Genomic DNA, 17,145 nt, shown 5'->3' with positions numbered 1-17,145 from the left:
TCTCGGCGGCAATCTCGGCGATCCCGTGAAATCGATGGCTGCCGCCCTGCGGAAGCTCGACGGGCGTGATGATTGCCGCGTCACCGCCGTTTCGCGGCTCTACCGCACGCCGCCTTGGGGCAAGACGGACCAATCCTTCTTCTTTAATGCATGCGCAGCACTCGATACTTTGCTCGAACCGGAGGCTCTGCTCGATGTCTGTCTCGGCATCGAGCGCGACATGAAACGCAAGCGCATCGAGCGTTGGGGACCGCGAACGCTCGACATCGATCTTTTGACTTTCGACGATATCGAACAGGGGGCGCCGAGGCTGGAGCTGCCGCATCCGCGCATGACCGAGCGAGGCTTCGTTCTGATGCCGCTTGCAGATTTTGCGCCGGACGTCATCGTTAAGGGTCGGACGGTCGCGGATTGGCTTTCCCGAGCAGATATCCAAGGCATCGAGATCGCCGACGCCAATCGCGAGTGGTGGCGTAGCGCGTGACATGAAAAACGGCGGAAAATCCGCCGCTTGGGATGCCTTCCAACATGCAGCTCTTACTCGACGGAGCCGACCGTCATCTCATCGATCTGGCGGGTCAGCGTCAGGCCGATCACCGGGACCATGCGATCTTCGACCTTCACCGAGACGGTGACATTCATCGTCTTGTCGTCGCGAACGCGGGCGATCATCGCGCCGTTCAGCTTGGCGCGGTTCAGGCCGACGACGACGGTGTCCTGCGTGACGGTGCCCGAGACGACATCGAGACCCTTACCGGCGGCGCCATCAAGGAATTTTCCCTTGTAGCCGCCGCGCGACTGGGTGATGAGGGCGGACATCGGCTGTTTGAACACGCCAACGCGGCAAGAGCCGTCGAGCTTGATGCCGGCGCCGCCATCGCTCACGGCAGAACCGATGAGGTTGCAGCTAAATTTCGTGCCCTTGTATTTGCCGGCCACGATTTCGCCCGGACCTCTCCAGTTGCCGGCAACAGACTCAAAGAATGCCTTGTCACGTGTGGCGGCAGTTGCAGCAGGGGCAATATCGGCCGCCGGAGACAATGCCGCGGCGATGAGCCCGCCTATGAAGAGAACTTTGCGCGAATACATGGATTTTCCTTGGCAAACACCACCCGTTGTCAGCCATGAGTTTTGCCGAATAATGGTTAATGCTTGGTTTCTAGAGCGTCTAAATGCATGGATTCGAGGGATTTCGGGCGGCTCGGCGAATTCAATTCATATTGCCAGTGTCATGAATTTCCTGCGTTTTGTAATTCTTTCCGTTACGCAAGGCACCTAGCTGCGCAAATGTTCATTTGCCACTGGTGCGCGGCGTTACGGATGGCGCCAGATCGCTGATGAAGTCGCCGATTCCCGGCCGCTTCAATGCGCGGAACGCAAGCGGACGGCACAGATCCATTGCAGCTATGCCGATCCGGGCTGTCATCAACCCGTTGATAATGCCTTCGCCGAACCTGGCTGAAAGCTTGGAGGCAAGGCCGTGGCCCAGGACCTGTTGCACGAGGCTGTCGCCGACGGCGATCGAGCCGGTGACGGCGAGATGCGCCAGAACGTCCCGCATCAGGCGGATCATGCCGAGCGTGCCCGGCCTGCCGCCATAAAGCTCGGCGATGGCGCGGATCAGGCGCGAGGCTTCGAAAAGCACGTAGAGAAGATCGACGATCGCGCGCGGACTGACAGCGGTGACGATCGAAACGCGCTTTGCGGAATTGACGATCAGCGCTCTTGCCTGGCGGTCCAGAGGCGCCAGCAATTCGCGTTCTGCGAGTGCGACGAGATGCGGCGCGTCGATGATGTCGCCTTCGGAGGCTTTCAGGGTTGCGCGGCCCTTGGCGGTTTCAGGCTTTCCTGCAAGCAGCTGTGAAAGGTGCTTTACCAGGGCGCGTGCCCTGGCGGGCCTCGTCTCCAGTATGGCGGCCTCCGCCTCGAGCTTGATCGTCTGCACCGCCGCGAGGCGCATTATACCCGCCGTTTCGCGGATAACGATGGCGACGACGGCGAGAATGCCGATCGCGAGCGCCGCCAGCGCCGTGTAACCAAGCCAGTCGGCGCGGGAAAAGAGGTCGCGGATCAGGCTGTCGGTCCACAGGCCGAAGGCGAGCGAAAAAAGCACGCCGAATGCGCTTAGCGCGATCTTGGCAAAGGAGGCATGCCGCTTGCGCGGCACTGCGACCGGCAGGGAGGCGATATCCTTGTGCGGGTTGAAGGGGTCGTCCTCGTCCGATGTGAGGACGACTTCGCCGCCGAAGCTTGCCGGCTTGCGGGCCTCCGGCTTCCTGTCCGTCTCGCCGGCGCGCGGGTCGTCCTCATAGGCAAAGGCCGCCGGTATGCGGCGCGGCCGGTGCGAATCTCCAGAAGCGGGTTTGCTCATGCGAGGCGGTCTCCAAACAGAAACTGCATGGCCCGGTCGAGCCGGATATGCGGTATCGAAAGCTTGATGCCGCTGCCGGTTTCCTCGAGCTGCGGTGGCCGGAAGCGCACAATGTTCACATCCGGCAATTGGACATCACCACCTGCAGATTCAATGCCGTCGAACAGGCTTTCGGGGTCTTCGGGAAGGTCACCCGGAAAGACCGCCGTCTTCTTCATGCCGTCGAAGTGTTCGCCGGCAATCGTTTCGCCATCGATCGGCGTGCCGACAATCACCGGAAGATCGTGGCCGTCGCGCTTGACGGTCGCCTCCCGCGTGGCGCGCACCGAGGCAAGTGCCATGACGTCGATGCCGGCGCCTGCCATGCCGATCCGGTGGATGGCTCGCTCGACGAGGCGGCGCGTCAGCGCATCGAGGCGGTCGTGGCTTTCGTGATGCAGATGATCGGCTTTCGTAGCGGCCACGAGAACACGGTCGATGCGGCGGCGAAGGAGCGACGAAAGAAGCGAGTTCGTACCGGGACGGAAACAGGCAAGCACATCCGTCAACGCACGTTCCAGATCCTGGATCGCCTCCGGGCCGCGGTTCATTGCCTGCAGCGCGTCGACGAGGACGATCTGGCGGTCGAGCCGGGCAAAATGTTCGCGGAAGAAAGGTTTGACGACGACGGATTTGTAGGCCTCGTAGCGGCGCTCCATCATCGCCCAGAGAGAACCCTTGGGCGGTTTGCCTTCAAAGGGCAAGGCGAGTGGCGCGAAGGTGAGTGCGGGAGAACCTTCAAGATCGCCCGGAAGCAGGAAGCGGCCGGGCGGCAATGTCGAAAGCGAGCGATCGTCTGCCTTGCAGGCTTTGAGGTAACCGGTGAAAGCCGTCGCGAGATCGCGCGCCTGCATCTCATCGGCGGGTCCCTTCACGTCAGTGGCTTCAGTCAGTATCATCCAGCGGCTGGAAAGTTTCGCGCGGATGCCGCTGCGGGCGAGCGCCAGCGTCTCCTCGCTGAAGGTCCGGTAATCCTTGGCCAACAGCGGTAGATCAAGGAGCCACTCTCCGGGATAATCGACGATATCGATCGAGAGACGTCCCGGCGAGAACAGACGGTTCCAGCCACTGGCGCTCTGATAATCCAGCGTGATGCGAAGTTCGGATATGGCGCGGGTCGACTCCGGCCAGATGCGGTCTTTCACCAGCGCCCGGATATGATCCTCGTACTGGAAGCGCGGAACAGCGTCATCCGGCTGATGTTCCAGCCGCACGCCTGACACCCGGCCGGACTGGACCGGCTCGAAAAGCGGCAGGCGTCCGCCATGCAAAAGGTTATGAACGAGGGACGAGATGAAGACCGTCTTACCCGAGCGGGAAAGCCCGGTGACGCCGAGGCGGATGGTCGGTTTGACGAGACCCGAGGCGCGGTCTGCGAGGTTGTCGAGCGCGATACGCGCGTCGCCGGTAAGGGATGTCAGGCTTGGCGGCAAGGCGGATTTCCGATTGTCAGTGCTCAAGCATATAGGACGTGGATGCTTTCCGAAAAAGAAGCGGCGCGAAAGAGATCAGTCGTGCACGAAGTCGATAAGCTTCCAGCCCGCGGAGGCATGGTCGAAATCGAGGACTGCAAGTCCCGCCGTGGGAAAGCCGTCCGGGATTGCGCGGAGCAGTGCATCGTGACCGATCAGCGCTTCAAGCGTCTGCTCGGTTGTCGGGTTGTGACCGACAAGCATGACGGAGCCGACGGTTTGGCTGTCGATGATATCGAGATAGACCTCCGGGGTGGCGTTGTAAAGTTGGTCGACATAGCGGATGTCGAGCGACAATCCCATAGCGCGATGCACGGCTTGCGTGGTCTCGCGGCAGCGCCGTGCAGTGGAGCTTATCAAAACCTCCGGTCGGTAGCCTTTGTCGGCTGCGCGGTCCGCCACGATTTCCGCGTCGTCATAGCCCTTTTCATTCAAAGGCCGGTCAAAATCCCGTTCGCCCGGTTGCGCCCAGGCGGCCTCTGCATGCCGCAACAAATAAATTCTTGAGGGCGAAGGCAAGGTTGCGGCCATAGAAGATTCCACGAGCGAAGGAGCCTTTTCAGTAGCGCCCGCGGATCACCGCCGTCAACCGCATCGGCATAGCGATGGCGCAAAACAGTAAGCTCAACACGCGTTCTTGAACGGTAAGCAAAAACCAGCATTGCTAATAGTGATGCGAAAATAAACCGTTAGCTTAAAAATGTTACAGATTTAAAAATCTGTTTACGTGTCGTATTTGGCTTGAACCCGCGATAGCGCTTGGGATATACACCCCGCCATATGAGATGTTCTTCAGGAGAATCGCGTTGAGTGAGAAGATCGATCTTAGCAGCTACGTTCCCTCGGAAGACGAGGAATTCATGAACGCAAACCAGCGGGCTTACTTCAGAGCCAAACTTGTTGCCTGGCGAAACGACATCCTTAGAGAAGCGCGCGAGACACTCGATCATCTGGCAGAAGAAAGCGCCAACCATCCGGACCTCGCGGACCGAGCCTCTTCCGAAACGGACCGGGCGATCGAACTTCGCGCTCGAGACCGTCAGAGAAAGCTGATTTCCAAGATCGATGCAGCATTGCAGCGTATCGAAGACGGCACCTACGGCTACTGCGAGGAAACGGGCGAGCCGATCGGCATCAAGCGTCTCGACGCACGTCCGATCGCAACGCTGTCGATCGAGGCGCAGGAGCGCCACGAGCGGCGCGAAAAGGTTTATCGCGACGAGTGAGCTTTTCGGAATCCTTCGTGGAAATTGAAGGCACCGCAGTCTGCGGTGCCTTTTTTCTGTGTGCCGAGCATGATCGACAGCTTGGAGGTGTAAGTCCTTTACCCAGCCTGATGGCGGCGAAGGGTTAGCGAAGCGCAAGGGCGTCGTCGTGAGGCGGGGTCTGAAGGAAGCGTGGAGCAAACCCGCGACCCGATGGACAAGAACCGGATACGAGGCCTACCCGGCCGGACGAGCGGGCAGATGACCGCGAAGTCCATGGTCATCAAGGACCGGGGTGGTAAATCCGGCCGGTGTGCGGGGAAGGCGGTCGATCTTACCTCGGGAGATCTGCGCCGTGTCCGGAAATCCGGACTGAGCCCGCCGTGAGGCGCGCTGATCGCGGTGCAGAGGTCAGCACAGGGCATAGTAGGGAGGTGTCTGCCAAACGAAGGCCCGAACGGTTGGAAGGACGAGTAGGACGGAGTTCTCGCATTGGCCATGCGGCAGAAAAATCAGCTTGAGCTGGCCTTGCCTGTGGAGGGAGCGGGTGAATCCCGCAATCGCCTTGGGGCAGGGACCGAAGCCTGTGCGGCGAACGCCGCCCCCGAAAGTCCGGCGGCAATGGCCGGACCGTGCATGGAAGCGATTGTCGATCGCGACAATCTGAGGAAGGCGCTGGCGCAGGTCCGGCGCAACAAGGGAGCGCCGGGGGTCGACGGTATGAGTGTCGATGCCTTGGCGCTGCATCTGAAAGACCACTGGCCCGAACTTCGCGCCCAACTGCTCGAAGGCGCCTACAAACCACAGCCGGTGCGACGTGTCGACATCCCGAAGGCGTCCGGCGGCACCCGTCCGCTCGGCATCCCCACGGTGCTCGACCGCTTCATCCAGCAGGCGGTGATGCAGGTGCTGCAGACTGCATGGGACGGCGGATTCAGCGCGTCGAGCTACGGGTTCAGGCCCGCACGCTCGGCTCATCAGGCGGTTGCCGCGGCGCAAGCGTTCATCGCGTCGGGTCATCGCATTGTAGTGGACATCGACCTGGAGAAGTTCTTCGACCGGGTCAACCACGACATCCTGATGGGGCTGGTGGCCAAGCGGGTGTCCGATCCGCGTATCCTTCGCCTGATCCGTGACTTTCTGACCGCGGGTGTGCTCGAAGGCGGGCTGATCGGTCCAATCGACGAAGGAACGCCGCAGGGTGGCCCGCTCTCGCCGCTGCTGTCCAACCTGATGCTGGACGAACTCGACAAGGAACTGGAGCGACGCAACCATCGCTTCGTGCGCTACGCCGACGACTGCAACATCTATGTGCGCAGTGCGCGGGCAGGCGAACGGGTGATGGCAAGTATCGAACGCTTCCTCGACAGGCGTCTGAAGCTGAAGGTCAACACGCAGAAGAGCGCAGTCGCCCCGCCGCACCGGCGCAAATTCCTCGGCTTCAGCTTTACGAACGAGAAGATGCCAAGGCGTCGGATCGCACCGCAGGCTGTGGTCCGGTTCAAGGAGCGCGTGCGTGTGCTGACGATGCGGACGCGGGGCGCGAGCCTCGCGCAGATAGCCAAGGAGCTGTCGCTCTATCTGAAAGGGTGGCGCGGTTACTTCGGCTTTTGCGAAACCCCGTCGGTGTTGCACAGCCTCGACCAGTGGATCAGGCGAAGGCTGCGATCCATCGTATGGAAACAGTGGAAGCGCGGGCACACCCGCTTTGCGGAATTGCGGCGCCGTGGTGTCAGTCACGATCTGGCGGCACAAACCGCCGGCAGTGCACGCGGCCCATGGCGCATCAGCAACAGCCCCGCGCTCGCCATTGCCCTGCCGAACGCTTTCCTCGCAAGCATAGGCCTCGCTTCCGTTGTGCCCGCCAAGGCCGCATAACCAGCCGAACCGCCCTGTACGGACCCGTACGCAGGGTGGTGTGGGAGGGGCGGAACCGCAAGGCTCCCCCCTATCCCGATTGCGATGGCTTTCCCAGGCCCGGCAGCCTACTTTTCGCGATTGACGCTCATTTCGCCAAAGATCCGGGCCACTTCCTTTTGAAGCTCGGCGTCGGCACCGGTGATCGGTGCCATTTCAGGATCGCGGCGCTGCGGGTTGCCGGGCTGTGGCGGAACTGGGCGGGCAGGGGCGTTCGCTGCCGGAACAATGCGCTGCGCTGCAAGCGTATTGTTCATCTCTTCCTGAAGAATGCGCTCGAAGTCGCCAGGCGCTGGTTTCGAGGCGGTGGCCGCGTCGCTTGTCACGACAGGTATGCCTTCGGCAACGGTCGGAAGGCTCTGTGCTGGTGGCGTCGAGACCTGCGGCTCCATCCGCTGCTGCGGCAGAACGCGCTGGCGCGCCGCGTCGAGGATGTCGGCGGCGCTGGCTGGCTCTATCACCGGGCCTGCGGCCCGCTCCGCAGGCCGCGGAATGATCGGCGGCAAAGCAGCAGGGCTTGCGGCCTCCCGCTCGATTTTTTCCGCCACTGCCGATGTTGCCGCATGCAAAGCTGCGGGCGCCTGTTCAGCGGGCGCCGCGGCAGGAGCGCTTGCGACTGGATGCAGACGCGGCTCGACAGCAGGCGCGGGAGCCGGAGCCGGAACATAGGGTTCGTCAGGTTTCGGCGTGACGGGCCTTGCCGAGCCGACGGGCGGCTCTTCGGACGACACGACAGGCTGCGAACGAGACGCCGGCGGGGCAATGGGCGCTATGAAGGCGTGCTCGGAATCCTCATCTGCATCCTGCAGGATTCGGCTTTCGATAACGATGTCGGTCGGACCACCGATCATGATCAGATGCTCAACGTCGTCACGGCGCACGAGCACCAGCCGGCGGCGCGTATCGACGGCTGCGGCATCCAGGACCTGCAATCGCGGCTGACGGTTCTTGCCGCCACGTACAAAGGGGGAGGGCGCTCGGCTGCGGAGGATCCACAAGATCCCGATCAGGAGCAGCAGCGCGATTCCGACGCCGCCAGCTGCGAGGAGGAAACGGCTGCCATAGGCGCCCATTACTTCGTCGAACATGATCTATTACTCCGGTTTGCCGCGATCGCCATAACATGACGGCTTTTCAGCTCCTTAGGCAATAGCCTGACTGATTGTCCAGTCATGTCCCCACGCCAGGGAATGTTTCTGCGGCGCGCTTGGTTGTCGAAAGTGGCGCCGTTCGTTGTGAATTCAAGCATTCTTGGCTCTCACAGTGTTTTTGCGGACGCAGCAACTTGCTAAGAAGGAACGAACGCCTGATTCCTGCTTTGTCTTGAGATTATAAGCGAATGTTGGACAGGCTCATGTGAGGAATAGATGACGACACCACGTCAGGCTGACGACTACAATGCCCCGATCGTGGATCGCGGAGGACGCTCGGGAACGGCTGTTCGCATCATTCTTCTGGCGCTTGTGCTTGTCGCAGCCGCAGGCAGCTTTGTGTACTTCAAGGATTCGCTCGAAAACGAAATGGTCCTCGGCGTGCTGGGCGTGCTGGCCATGGTCGGCATCTTCTTCCTTGTTTCCTCGGTCATCGGCTTCATCGAGGTCATGCCCCAGCGGCAGTCGGATAGCCTCGCCCGGTCATTTCTCAATAGCCATCCGGACGGTTCGCTGATTACCGATGGCAAGGGCCGGATCATTTATGCCAATGCGGCCTATGGCAAGCTGACTGGCGCCCGCAAACCGACCGAAGTGCAGACGCTCGAAGCGCTGCTTTCTCGCCACCGCGAATCGAACGAAGCGCTCTACCGTCTGTCGAACGGGCTGCGCGAGGGCAAGGAGGGCCAGGAGGAATTCCGTCTGCTGCGCTCCCTTGGCCCGGCAACGAACAATTCCGGCGCTCACTGGTACCGTCTCAAGGCGCGAACGCTGCGACCCGAGGAAGGCGCCGGCAAGCCGCTGCATATCTGGCAGATTAGCGACATTACCGCCGAACGAGACGATCAGGAGCGCTTCTTCAAGGAACTGCAGAACGCAATCGACTACCTCGACCATGCGCCGGCAGGTTTCTTCTCGGCAGGGCGCAAGGGCGAGATTTTCTACCTGAACGCAACCCTTGCCGAATGGCTGGGGCTCGATCTTACTAAGTTCGTGCCCGGCTCGATGACGATCGGAGATCTCGTGGCGGGCGGCGGGCTGGCACTGATCCAGTCGGTTCAGGCCGAGCCCGGCCTCAAGAAAACCGATACGCTCGACCTCGACCTCAAGAAGGCGAACGGACAGAGCCTGCCGGTGCAGATCATACACAGCGTGACGTCCATGCGAGATGGGGCGCCGGGCGAGAGCCGGACGATCGTGCTCAGGCGGCAATCGGGCGGCGAAAACGAGCAATCCGCTTCTGCCGCGGCGATGCGCTTCACGCGCTTCTTCAATAACACGCCGATGGCGATCGCATCGGTCGACGGCGACGGTCGGATCCTGCGCACGAATGCACCATTCCTCAAGCTCTTCTCCGGCATCGTTTCGCGCGATGACGTCGAAAATGGCGCAGCGCTCGAAGTGATCCTTCAGGAAAGCGATCGACAGAGGCTGAAGGATGCCCTGGTGGCGGCAAAGGACCGCCAGGGGGATATCCCGCCGATCGACTCGCGCATGCCCAACGACGAAGCGCGCCATTTCCGTTTCTACGTCAACGCCGTCATCGACCAGAGCGACGAGGCGCCGGAAGAGGCAGCGATCGTCTATGCCGTCGAGATGACGGAGCAGAAGGCGCTGGAAGCGCAGATGGCGCAGACTCAAAAGATGAATGCGGTCGGCACGCTTGCCGGCGGAATCGCGCACGACTTCAACAACGTGCTGACGGCGATCCTTCTGTCTTCCGACCACCTGCTGCTGCAAGCGCGCCCATCTGATGCAAGCTTTGCAGACCTGATGGAAATCAAGCGCAATGCGAACCGCGCCGCGGTTCTCGTCCGCCAGCTGCTTGCCTTCTCGCGCAAGCAGACGATGCGTCCGACGGTATTGAACCTCACGGACGTCGTGGGCGACCTGCGCATGCTTGTCGACCGGCTGTTATCCGGCACCAACGTCAAGCTCGATGTCGAATACGGCCGCGATCTCTGGCCGGTAAAGACTGACCTGTCCCAGTTCGAGCAGGTGCTGATCAACCTTTGCGTCAATGCGCGCGACGCGATGCCCGAAGGCGGCAAGCTGACGCTGCGCACCCGCAACGTGACGGCGGCGGAGGTGGCCGCTTTCAATTATTCCTTCATGCCGCATGAGGACATGGTGCTGATCGAGGTGGCCGATACCGGCACCGGCATTGCGCCCGACATCATGGACAAGATTTTCGAGCCCTTCTTCACGACCAAGGAGGTGGGCAAGGGAACGGGTCTCGGGCTGGCGATGGTCTACGGCATCGTCAAACAATCCGGCGGCTATATTCAGCCGGAATCCGAAGTCGGGAAGGGAACGACCTTCCGGGTCTTCCTGCCGCGCCACGTCATCGACGCGGCTGTCGCCGCCGAAGCGGATGCTGTTGCGGCGGCCGAGGCGGGCGCGGCAGCACAAATGCCGGCCGCACCTCAGCCCGAACAACCGGAAGATCTGACGGGCAACGCCGTCATTCTGCTGGTAGAGGACGAGGAAGCGGTGCGCCGTGGCGGCAAGCGCATGCTGGAAACGCGCGGCTACACTGTGCACGAGGCCGGCTCGGGCGTCGAAGCGCTCGACATCATGGACGAACTGGACGGCAAGGTGGATATCGTCGTTTCTGACGTCGTCATGCCGGAAATGGACGGGCCGTCGCTGCTTCGCGAACTGCGCAAGAAATATCCGGACCTGAAATTCATCTTCGTTTCCGGCTATGCGGAAGACGCTTTCGCCCGCAACCTGCCGCCGGACGCCAAGTTCGGGTTCCTGCCGAAGCCCTTCTCGCTGAAGCAGCTCGCCGTCGTCGTCAAGGAAACCCTGGAAAGCGAATAGGGAGGCGGCGAGCGCCTCCCGTCATGATCTCAATCGTCGAGCGCCACGGCAATTTCTGCTGCCAGGCGTGCATTGTTCTCGACAAGCGCGATATTCGTCTGAAGGCTCCGGCCGTCTGTCAGATCGAATATCGTGCCGAGTAGATAGGGCGTCACGCTCTTGCCGCTGATTTCGTCACGCTCGGCGCTGTCGAGTGCCCGCTCGATATAGATTTCCATCTCCTCGCGCGGAATTTCATCTTCTTCCGGAACCGGATTGGCAATCAGCATGCCCCCCTCGATGCCGAGCTGTTCGCGGGTGATCTGGAAATTGGCGATGGCGGCCGGGCTGTTCAACGTCAGCGGGCTGCGTAGGCCAGAGGAACGGGACCAGAAGGCGGGGAATTCGGCGCTCTCGTAGGTGACGACGGGAACGCCGCTGGTCTCCAGTACCTCGAGCGTCTTTGGAATATCAAGAATCGCCTTTGCGCCGGCGCACACGACGATGACGCCGGTGCGGGCAAGCTCCTGCAGGTCTGCCGAGATGTCGAAGCTTACTTCGGCACCGCGATGCACGCCGCCGATGCCACCGGTCGCAAAGACCTTGATGCCGGCACGGGCTGCGGCGATCATCGTGGCAGCAACCGTTGTGGCACCGGTGCGGCGCTCGGCGATCGCGAAGGCGAGATCGGCGCGCGAGACCTTCATCACGTCCTTTTCCTTCGCGAGCTTCTCGAGCTCTTGCGGCTCCAGGCCGATATGCAGGACCCCGTGAATGACGGCAATCGTTGCGGGAACGGCACCCTGCTCACGGATAATCGCCTCGACACTGCGAGCCATTTCGATATTGCCGGGATAGGGCATGCCGTGAGTGATGATCGTCGATTCAAGCGCCACCAGCGGTGCGCCGCGCTGCTTTGCGGCGGCAACCTCCTTGGAATAGGAGACGGGCAGGAGGGGGGAGATCGGTTTCGTCATTGTCTCTTCCGTTTCATCGATGTTGCCGCTTCAATGTAGAATTCTGGCACGCTGAACAAGGGCTAGCGTTTCGGCAAGCAGTTCCGACGAGAGTTTTTCGTTGACGGCATAGGGTGACTGGACCGTGAGTGCAGCAGCGGCCACGCCGTGCCGCAGGGCCTCCTCGAGCGGCAGGTCCTGCATCAAGGCAGAGAGGATGCCGGCTGCAAGCGAATCCCCGGCGCCCGTTACGTCGGCAATGGTCTCGACCGGTGGTGGCTGCAGGCAGAAGGTACCACCTTTGCCGAAGGCGATCAGTTCGCGCTGTCCGCGCGTGATGACGCAGCTCTTCAGGCCGATGTCACCAAGCAGTGACACCCAATCCTCCGGCTTGTCCGGGCATTGGCCGGTCAGGGCTGCGGCCTCCGCTTCGTTGAGGAAGAGATGGTCGATGCCACCGATGCAGGCCTTGAGCTTGACCACCTTGGCCGGCGATATCGCAATCGCGGCCACAGGTACGCCAAGGCTATTGGCCCGGCTGACAATCGCCACGATCGTCTCTTCGGGCAAGTTCGCATCGAAAAGGATGAGGTCGCTTGAGGCGAAGGCTTCGCGCACCCAGCGGATCGCCAGCCGGCGCGGGACGAAATAACGGTAAAGCTCCATGTCGGCGAGCGCGATCACCAGGTTGCCGTCCCGCTCCAGGATCGCCGTGTAGCTCGGTGTCTGGCGATCGAGAAAGACGAAGGGCCGGTCGGTGATGCCGGCTGCATTTGCAGCCTCCGTCACCATCTCGCCCGCCGGGTCGCCGCCGCGCGGCGAAATCATGGTGACGTCGACGCCGAGACGTGCAAGGTTTCTCGCAGCATTGAAGCCGCCGCCGCCCGGTTCCTCGAACCAGGCGCCCGGGTTGCTGGCGCCTGGCGCGGTCTCGCCGGAAATGCGCCCGCGCCGGTCGATATGGGCGCCGCCGAGAACGAGGATTCTTTTCATCGGCCGGAGTGCCCCCACCCGTTGGATGAAACGAATCGTACCAGGGCGCCGCATGCGCCATCCTTGGCGTTACGATTCCTAAGGCGTTGCTTTGCAGTGATAAAACATACATAGAACACGGGCTTTTTTACCTTTTTCTTTCAACTGTTTGGGCAGCCATTGCGCGATCGGAACAAATAGGGTACAAACCAGACATTGCTCAAGCGGCTTCAATAACCTAAAGGTGGATCGGATGTCTCAAAATTCATTGCGGCTCGTAGAGGACAAATCGGTGGACAAAAGCAAGGCGCTTGAAGCGGCACTCTCACAGATTGAGCGGTCGTTCGGCAAGGGCTCGATCATGAAACTCGGCTCCAACGAGAACGTTGTCGAGATCGAAACCATTTCGACCGGTTCCCTCAGCCTTGATATCGCGCTCGGCATCGGCGGTTTGCCCAAAGGCCGCATCATCGAGATCTACGGACCGGAAAGCTCCGGCAAGACGACGCTTGCCCTGCAGACGATCGCCGAAGCGCAGAAGAAGGGCGGCATCTGCGCATTCGTCGATGCAGAACATGCGCTCGATCCGGTCTATGCCCGCAAGCTCGGAGTCGATCTCCAGAACCTCCTGATCTCGCAGCCGGATACCGGCGAGCAGGCGCTCGAAATCACCGATACGCTGGTGCGCTCGGGCGCCGTCGACGTTCTCGTCGTCGACTCCGTTGCAGCGCTGACACCGCGCGCCGAAATCGAGGGCGAGATGGGCGACAGCCTTCCTGGCCTGCAGGCCCGCCTGATGAGCCAGGCGCTGCGCAAGCTCACGGCATCGATCTCCAAGTCGAACACCATGGTCATCTTCATCAACCAGATCCGCATGAAGATCGGCGTCATGTTCGGCTCGCCCGAAACGACGACAGGCGGTAACGCGCTGAAGTTCTACGCCTCCGTCCGCCTCGACATCCGCCGCATCGGCGCTGTCAAGGAGCGCGAAGAGGTTGTCGGCAATCAGACCCGCGTCAAGGTCGTCAAGAACAAGATGGCGCCTCCCTTCAAGCAGGTGGAATTCGACATCATGTACGGCGAGGGTGTCTCGAAGACTGGCGAATTGATCGACCTTGGCGTCAAGGCCGGCATCGTCGAGAAGTCCGGGGCCTGGTTCTCCTATAACAGCCAACGTCTCGGCCAGGGCCGGGAGAATGCCAAGCTCTTCATCCGCGACAACCCGGATCTCGGCCGCGAGATCGAGATGGCGCTTCGGCAGAATGCGGGACTGATTGCGGACCGATTCCTGCAAAATGGCGGGCCAGATGCAAACGATGACGATACAGACACGGATATGTAATTTGTAGCTTCAGCTTCGATTTATCGAAACCGGCCGCATTCCTTGATCAGAATGCGGCCGGTTCTCTTTGTCTGCTGGACAGTGGTTAATGCGGACGATAAAAGCCACTGGATTTGAGTTTGACCTGCCTTGGGCAGCATTGAAGGGCATAGCATGAGCGGCGTGAACGATATCCGGTCGACCTTCCTCGACTTTTTCAAGACGAACGGCCACGAGATCGTGCCGTCGAGCCCGCTCGTGCCGCGCAACGACCCTACCTTGATGTTCACCAATGCCGGCATGGTGCAGTTCAAGAATGTCTTCACCGGCTTGGAACAGCGCCCCTACAGGACGGCATCGACGGCGCAGAAATGCGTCCGCGCCGGCGGAAAGCACAATGACCTCGACAATGTCGGCTATACCGCGCGACACCATACGTTTTTCGAAATGCTCGGCAATTTCTCCTTCGGCGATTATTTTAAGGAACGGGCGATCGAGCTGGCCTGGAACCTGATCACCAAGGAATTCGGCCTCGACGCAAAGCGCCTGCTGGTGACCGTCTACCATACGGACGACGAAGCCTTTAACCTCTGGAAGAAGATCGCCGGGCTTTCGGACGAAAAGATCATCCGCATTCCAACCAGCGATAATTTCTGGGCGATGGGCGATACCGGCCCGTGCGGTCCGTGTTCGGAAATCTTCTACGATCACGGCGATCACATATGGGGCGGCCCGCCCGGCTCTCCGGAAGAAGACGGGGACCGCTTCATCGAGATCTGGAACCTCGTCTTCATGCAGTATGAGCAGTTGACGAAGGACGAGCGTGTCGACCTGCCGCGTCCTTCGATCGATACCGGCATGGGATTGGAACGCGTGGCGGCCGTGCTGCAGGGCAAGCACGACAATTACGATATCGATCTGTTTCGCGCGCTGATCGAAGCCTCGGAAGAGGCAACGGGCGTCAAGGCCGAGGGTGAGCGCCGGGCGAGCCACCGGGTCATCGCCGATCATCTGCGCTCCTCCGCGTTCCTCATTGCCGATGGCGTGCTGCCGTCGAACGAGGGCCGTGGCTACGTGCTGCGCCGCATCATGCGCCGGGCAATGCGCCATGCTCAACTCCTGGGTTCCAAGGAACCACTGATCTGGAAGCTGCTGCCGACGCTCGTCCAGCAGATGGGCCGCGCATATCCGGAGCTCGCGCGCGCCGAAGCACTGATTTCGGAGACGCTGAAGCTCGAGGAAACCCGTTTCCGCAAGACGCTGGAGCGCGGTCTGTCGCTGCTTTCCGAGGCGACGACGACGCTTGGCAAGGGCGATATGCTCGACGGCGAGACGGCATTCAAGCTCTATGACACCTACGGCTTTCCGCTCGACCTGACGCAGGATGCGCTGCGCGCCCGCGAAATCGGCGTCGATCTCGCCGGCTTCACCGATGCGATGGAGCGCCAGAAGGCAGAAGCCCGCTCGCACTGGGCCGGCTCAGGCGACAAGGCGACCGAGACCATCTGGTTCGAACTCAAGGAGAAGCATGGCGCGAGCGAATTCCTGGGCTACGACACGGAGACCGCCGAAGGCGTCGTCCAGGCGATCGTCAGGGACGGCGCTGCCGTCCCATCCGCCTCGACCGGCGACAAGGTGCAGATCGTCGTCAACCAGACGCCGTTCTATGGCGAATCAGGCGGCCAGATGGGCGACACAGGGATCATCAGCTCGGACCATGCGAAAGTGGAGATCACCGATACGCAGAAGAAGGGCGAAGGCCTGTTCGTGCATTCAGGGACTGTTGTCGAAGGTTCGCTGAAGGCCGACGATGCCGTCGCGCTGACTGTCGACCATGCCCGCCGGTCGCGCCTGCGCGCCAATCATTCGGCAACGCACTTGCTGCATGAGGCGCTGCGCGAAGTGCTAGGTACGCACGTGGCGCAGAAGGGTTCGCTGGTCGCGCCCGAACGCCTGCGTTTTGATGTTTCGCATCCCAAGCCGATGTCTGCCGAAGAGCTCAAGGTCGTCGAGGAGATGGCAAACGAGATCGTGCTGCAGAACGCGCCGGTAACGACGCGGCTGATGAGCGTCGACGACGCGATTGCCGAAGGGGCGATGGCGCTGTTCGGCGAGAAATACGGCGATGAAGTGCGCGTCGTCGCTATGGGGCAGGGCGTGCGCGGCACGAAGGCCGGAAAGCCCTATTCGATCGAACTTTGCGGCGGCACGCATGTCTCCGCGACCGGTCAGATCGGGCTTGTGCGCATCCTCGGAGAAAGTGCCGTCGGCGCGGGTGTCCGCCGCATCGAGGCTGTCACCGGTGATACCGCCCGCGAATATCTGGCCGAACAGGACGAGCGCGTGAAAGCGCTTGCTCTGTCGCTGAAGGTTCAGCCTGCCGACGTACTCTCGCGCGTCGAAGCGTTGATGGACGAACGCCGCAAGCTCGAGCGGGAACTTGCCGATGCCAAGCGCAAGCTTGCCATGGGCGGCGGGCAGGGCGGCTCGGCGGACGCGACGCGGGAGGTCGCCGGGGTAAAATTCCTCGGCAAGGCGGTTACCGGCGTCGATCCGAAGGATCTCAAGGGCCTTGCCGATGATGGCAAGTCCAGCATCGGCTCGGGCGTCGTGACGCTGATCGGCGTTTCGCACGACGGTAAGGCGAGTGCAGTCGTTGCCGTAACGCCGGACCTGACGGCGCGCTTCAGCGCCGTCGATCTCGTGCGCGTCGCATCTGCTGCCCTTGGCGGCAAGGGCGGCGGCGGTCGGCCGGACATGGCACAGGCGGGCGGTCCAGACGGCTCTAAGGCCGACCTGGCGATCGAGGCGGTGGCGGCAGCGCTCGCAAGCTGATTTCATCTGCCATTCCGGTTCGAATGGCGGAGGCTAACCCTCCGCCTCTGTTTGCCCGGGTGAACGGGACGCAGTTCCGCAGGATTTGTCAAATCGGTTAC

General features: G+C 61.5%; 13 protein-coding genes. 6 read left to right on the top strand and 7 right to left on the bottom strand.

From position 1 onward, the window contains the following. Positions 1-34 precede the first annotated feature (34 nt). Positions 35-484, top strand: coding sequence for a 2-amino-4-hydroxy-6-hydroxymethyldihydropteridine diphosphokinase (gene folK, locus AM571_RS10965; protein ID WP_237358553.1), 450 nt, complete (start codon positions 35-37; stop codon positions 482-484). A gap of 53 nt (positions 485-537) precedes the next feature. Here the strand turns inward: folK and AM571_RS10960 are convergent, their stop codons facing one another. The 4 genes from AM571_RS10960 to AM571_RS10945 form a co-directional block, all read right to left on the bottom strand. Next, positions 538-1,089, bottom strand: a complete 552-nt coding sequence (locus tag AM571_RS10960) for a hypothetical protein (RefSeq protein ID WP_074061420.1) — start codon at positions 1,087-1,089, stop codon at positions 538-540. A gap of 202 nt (positions 1,090-1,291) precedes the next feature. Beyond that, positions 1,292-2,371: a YcjF family protein gene (locus AM571_RS10955; RefSeq protein ID WP_074061419.1), complete on the bottom strand. Its 1,080-nt coding sequence runs from the start codon at positions 2,369-2,371 to the stop codon at positions 1,292-1,294. Continuing rightward, positions 2,368-3,843 carry a YcjX family protein gene (locus AM571_RS10950; protein ID WP_074061418.1) on the bottom strand — a complete coding sequence of 492 codons (1,476 nt, stop codon included), beginning with the start codon at positions 3,841-3,843 and terminating at the stop codon, positions 2,368-2,370. The genes AM571_RS10955 and AM571_RS10950 overlap by 4 nt, the downstream gene beginning before the upstream one ends. 75 nt (positions 3,844-3,918) lie before the next feature. Then, a complete protein-coding gene (locus AM571_RS10945; RefSeq protein ID WP_074061417.1) occupies positions 3,919-4,413 on the bottom strand; it encodes a SixA phosphatase family protein in 495 nt (164 codons plus the stop codon). 275 nt (positions 4,414-4,688) lie between these two features. Here AM571_RS10945 and dksA point away from each other — a divergent pair, with 275 nt between their 5' ends. Both dksA and ltrA read left to right on the top strand, forming a co-directional pair. Next, the gene (dksA, locus tag AM571_RS10940) at positions 4,689-5,108 is read left to right on the top strand and encodes an RNA polymerase-binding protein DksA (RefSeq protein ID WP_028739636.1); all 420 of its coding nucleotides are present in this window, start codon (positions 4,689-4,691) and stop codon (positions 5,106-5,108) included. A gap of 477 nt (positions 5,109-5,585) precedes the next feature. Beyond that, positions 5,586-6,965 (top strand): group II intron reverse transcriptase/maturase, encoded by a 1,380-nt coding sequence (ltrA, locus tag AM571_RS10935; protein WP_081377061.1) that lies wholly within the window; start codon positions 5,586-5,588, stop codon positions 6,963-6,965. Between the two features lie 107 nt (positions 6,966-7,072). On the opposite strand, the gene AM571_RS10930 is transcribed toward ltrA, so the two are convergent. Then, the gene (locus tag AM571_RS10930) at positions 7,073-8,092 is read right to left on the bottom strand and encodes a flagellar biosynthetic protein FliO (RefSeq protein ID WP_074061416.1); all 1,020 of its coding nucleotides are present in this window, start codon (positions 8,090-8,092) and stop codon (positions 7,073-7,075) included. A 279-nt stretch (positions 8,093-8,371) separates the two neighbouring features. On the opposite strand from AM571_RS10930, the gene cckA reads away from it, so the two are divergent. Further along, positions 8,372-10,981, top strand: coding sequence for a cell cycle histidine kinase CckA (gene cckA / locus AM571_RS10925; protein WP_074061415.1), 2,610 nt, complete (start codon positions 8,372-8,374; stop codon positions 10,979-10,981). Between the two features lie 29 nt (positions 10,982-11,010). Here the strand turns inward: cckA and AM571_RS10920 are convergent, their stop codons facing one another. Both AM571_RS10920 and AM571_RS10915 read right to left on the bottom strand, forming a co-directional pair. Beyond that, positions 11,011-11,937, bottom strand: coding sequence for a pseudouridine-5'-phosphate glycosidase (locus AM571_RS10920; RefSeq protein ID WP_074061414.1), 927 nt, complete (start codon positions 11,935-11,937; stop codon positions 11,011-11,013). Between the two features lie 30 nt (positions 11,938-11,967). Next, complete coding sequence (locus AM571_RS10915) at positions 11,968-12,909, bottom strand: carbohydrate kinase family protein (protein ID WP_074061413.1); 942 nt, start codon at positions 12,907-12,909, stop codon at positions 11,968-11,970. A gap of 232 nt (positions 12,910-13,141) precedes the next feature. On the opposite strand from AM571_RS10915, the gene recA reads away from it, so the two are divergent. Continuing rightward, positions 13,142-14,230 carry a recombinase RecA gene (gene recA / locus AM571_RS10910; RefSeq protein WP_074061412.1) on the top strand — a complete coding sequence of 363 codons (1,089 nt, stop codon included), beginning with the start codon at positions 13,142-13,144 and terminating at the stop codon, positions 14,228-14,230. A gap of 153 nt (positions 14,231-14,383) precedes the next feature. Continuing rightward, positions 14,384-17,044, top strand: a complete 2,661-nt coding sequence (alaS, locus tag AM571_RS10905; RefSeq protein WP_074061411.1) for an alanine--tRNA ligase — start codon at positions 14,384-14,386, stop codon at positions 17,042-17,044. Positions 17,045-17,145 lie beyond the last annotated feature (101 nt).

Source organism: Rhizobium etli 8C-3 (assembly GCF_001908375.1).
Taxonomy (GTDB): Bacteria; Pseudomonadota; Alphaproteobacteria; order Rhizobiales; family Rhizobiaceae; genus Rhizobium; species Rhizobium etli_B.
Note: the sequence above shows the minus strand (reverse complement) of the source record. Positions and strands in the feature narration are given on the sequence as shown.

What these genes read in the sequence shown, in the direction of transcription:
- folK (WP_237358553.1), top strand. Translation starts at nt 35, where the DNA reads ATGGCTGCCGCCCTGCGGAAGCTCGACGGGCGTGATGATTGCCGCGTC.
- AM571_RS10960 (WP_074061420.1), bottom strand. Translation starts at nt 1,089, where the DNA reads ATGTATTCGCGCAAAGTTCTCTTCATAGGCGGGCTCATCGCCGCGGCA.
- AM571_RS10955 (WP_074061419.1), bottom strand. Translation starts at nt 2,371, where the DNA reads ATGAGCAAACCCGCTTCTGGAGATTCGCACCGGCCGCGCCGCATACCG.
- AM571_RS10945 (WP_074061417.1), bottom strand. Translation starts at nt 4,413, where the DNA reads ATGGCCGCAACCTTGCCTTCGCCCTCAAGAATTTATTTGTTGCGGCAT.
- ltrA (WP_081377061.1), top strand. Translation starts at nt 5,586, where the DNA reads ATGCGGCAGAAAAATCAGCTTGAGCTGGCCTTGCCTGTGGAGGGAGCG.
- AM571_RS10930 (WP_074061416.1), bottom strand. Translation starts at nt 8,092, where the DNA reads ATGTTCGACGAAGTAATGGGCGCCTATGGCAGCCGTTTCCTCCTCGCA.
- cckA (WP_074061415.1), top strand. Translation starts at nt 8,372, where the DNA reads ATGACGACACCACGTCAGGCTGACGACTACAATGCCCCGATCGTGGAT.
- AM571_RS10920 (WP_074061414.1), bottom strand. Translation starts at nt 11,937, where the DNA reads ATGACGAAACCGATCTCCCCCCTCCTGCCCGTCTCCTATTCCAAGGAG.
- AM571_RS10915 (WP_074061413.1), bottom strand. Translation starts at nt 12,909, where the DNA reads ATGAAAAGAATCCTCGTTCTCGGCGGCGCCCATATCGACCGGCGCGGG.
- recA (WP_074061412.1), top strand. Translation starts at nt 13,142, where the DNA reads ATGTCTCAAAATTCATTGCGGCTCGTAGAGGACAAATCGGTGGACAAA.
- alaS (WP_074061411.1), top strand. Translation starts at nt 14,384, where the DNA reads ATGAGCGGCGTGAACGATATCCGGTCGACCTTCCTCGACTTTTTCAAG.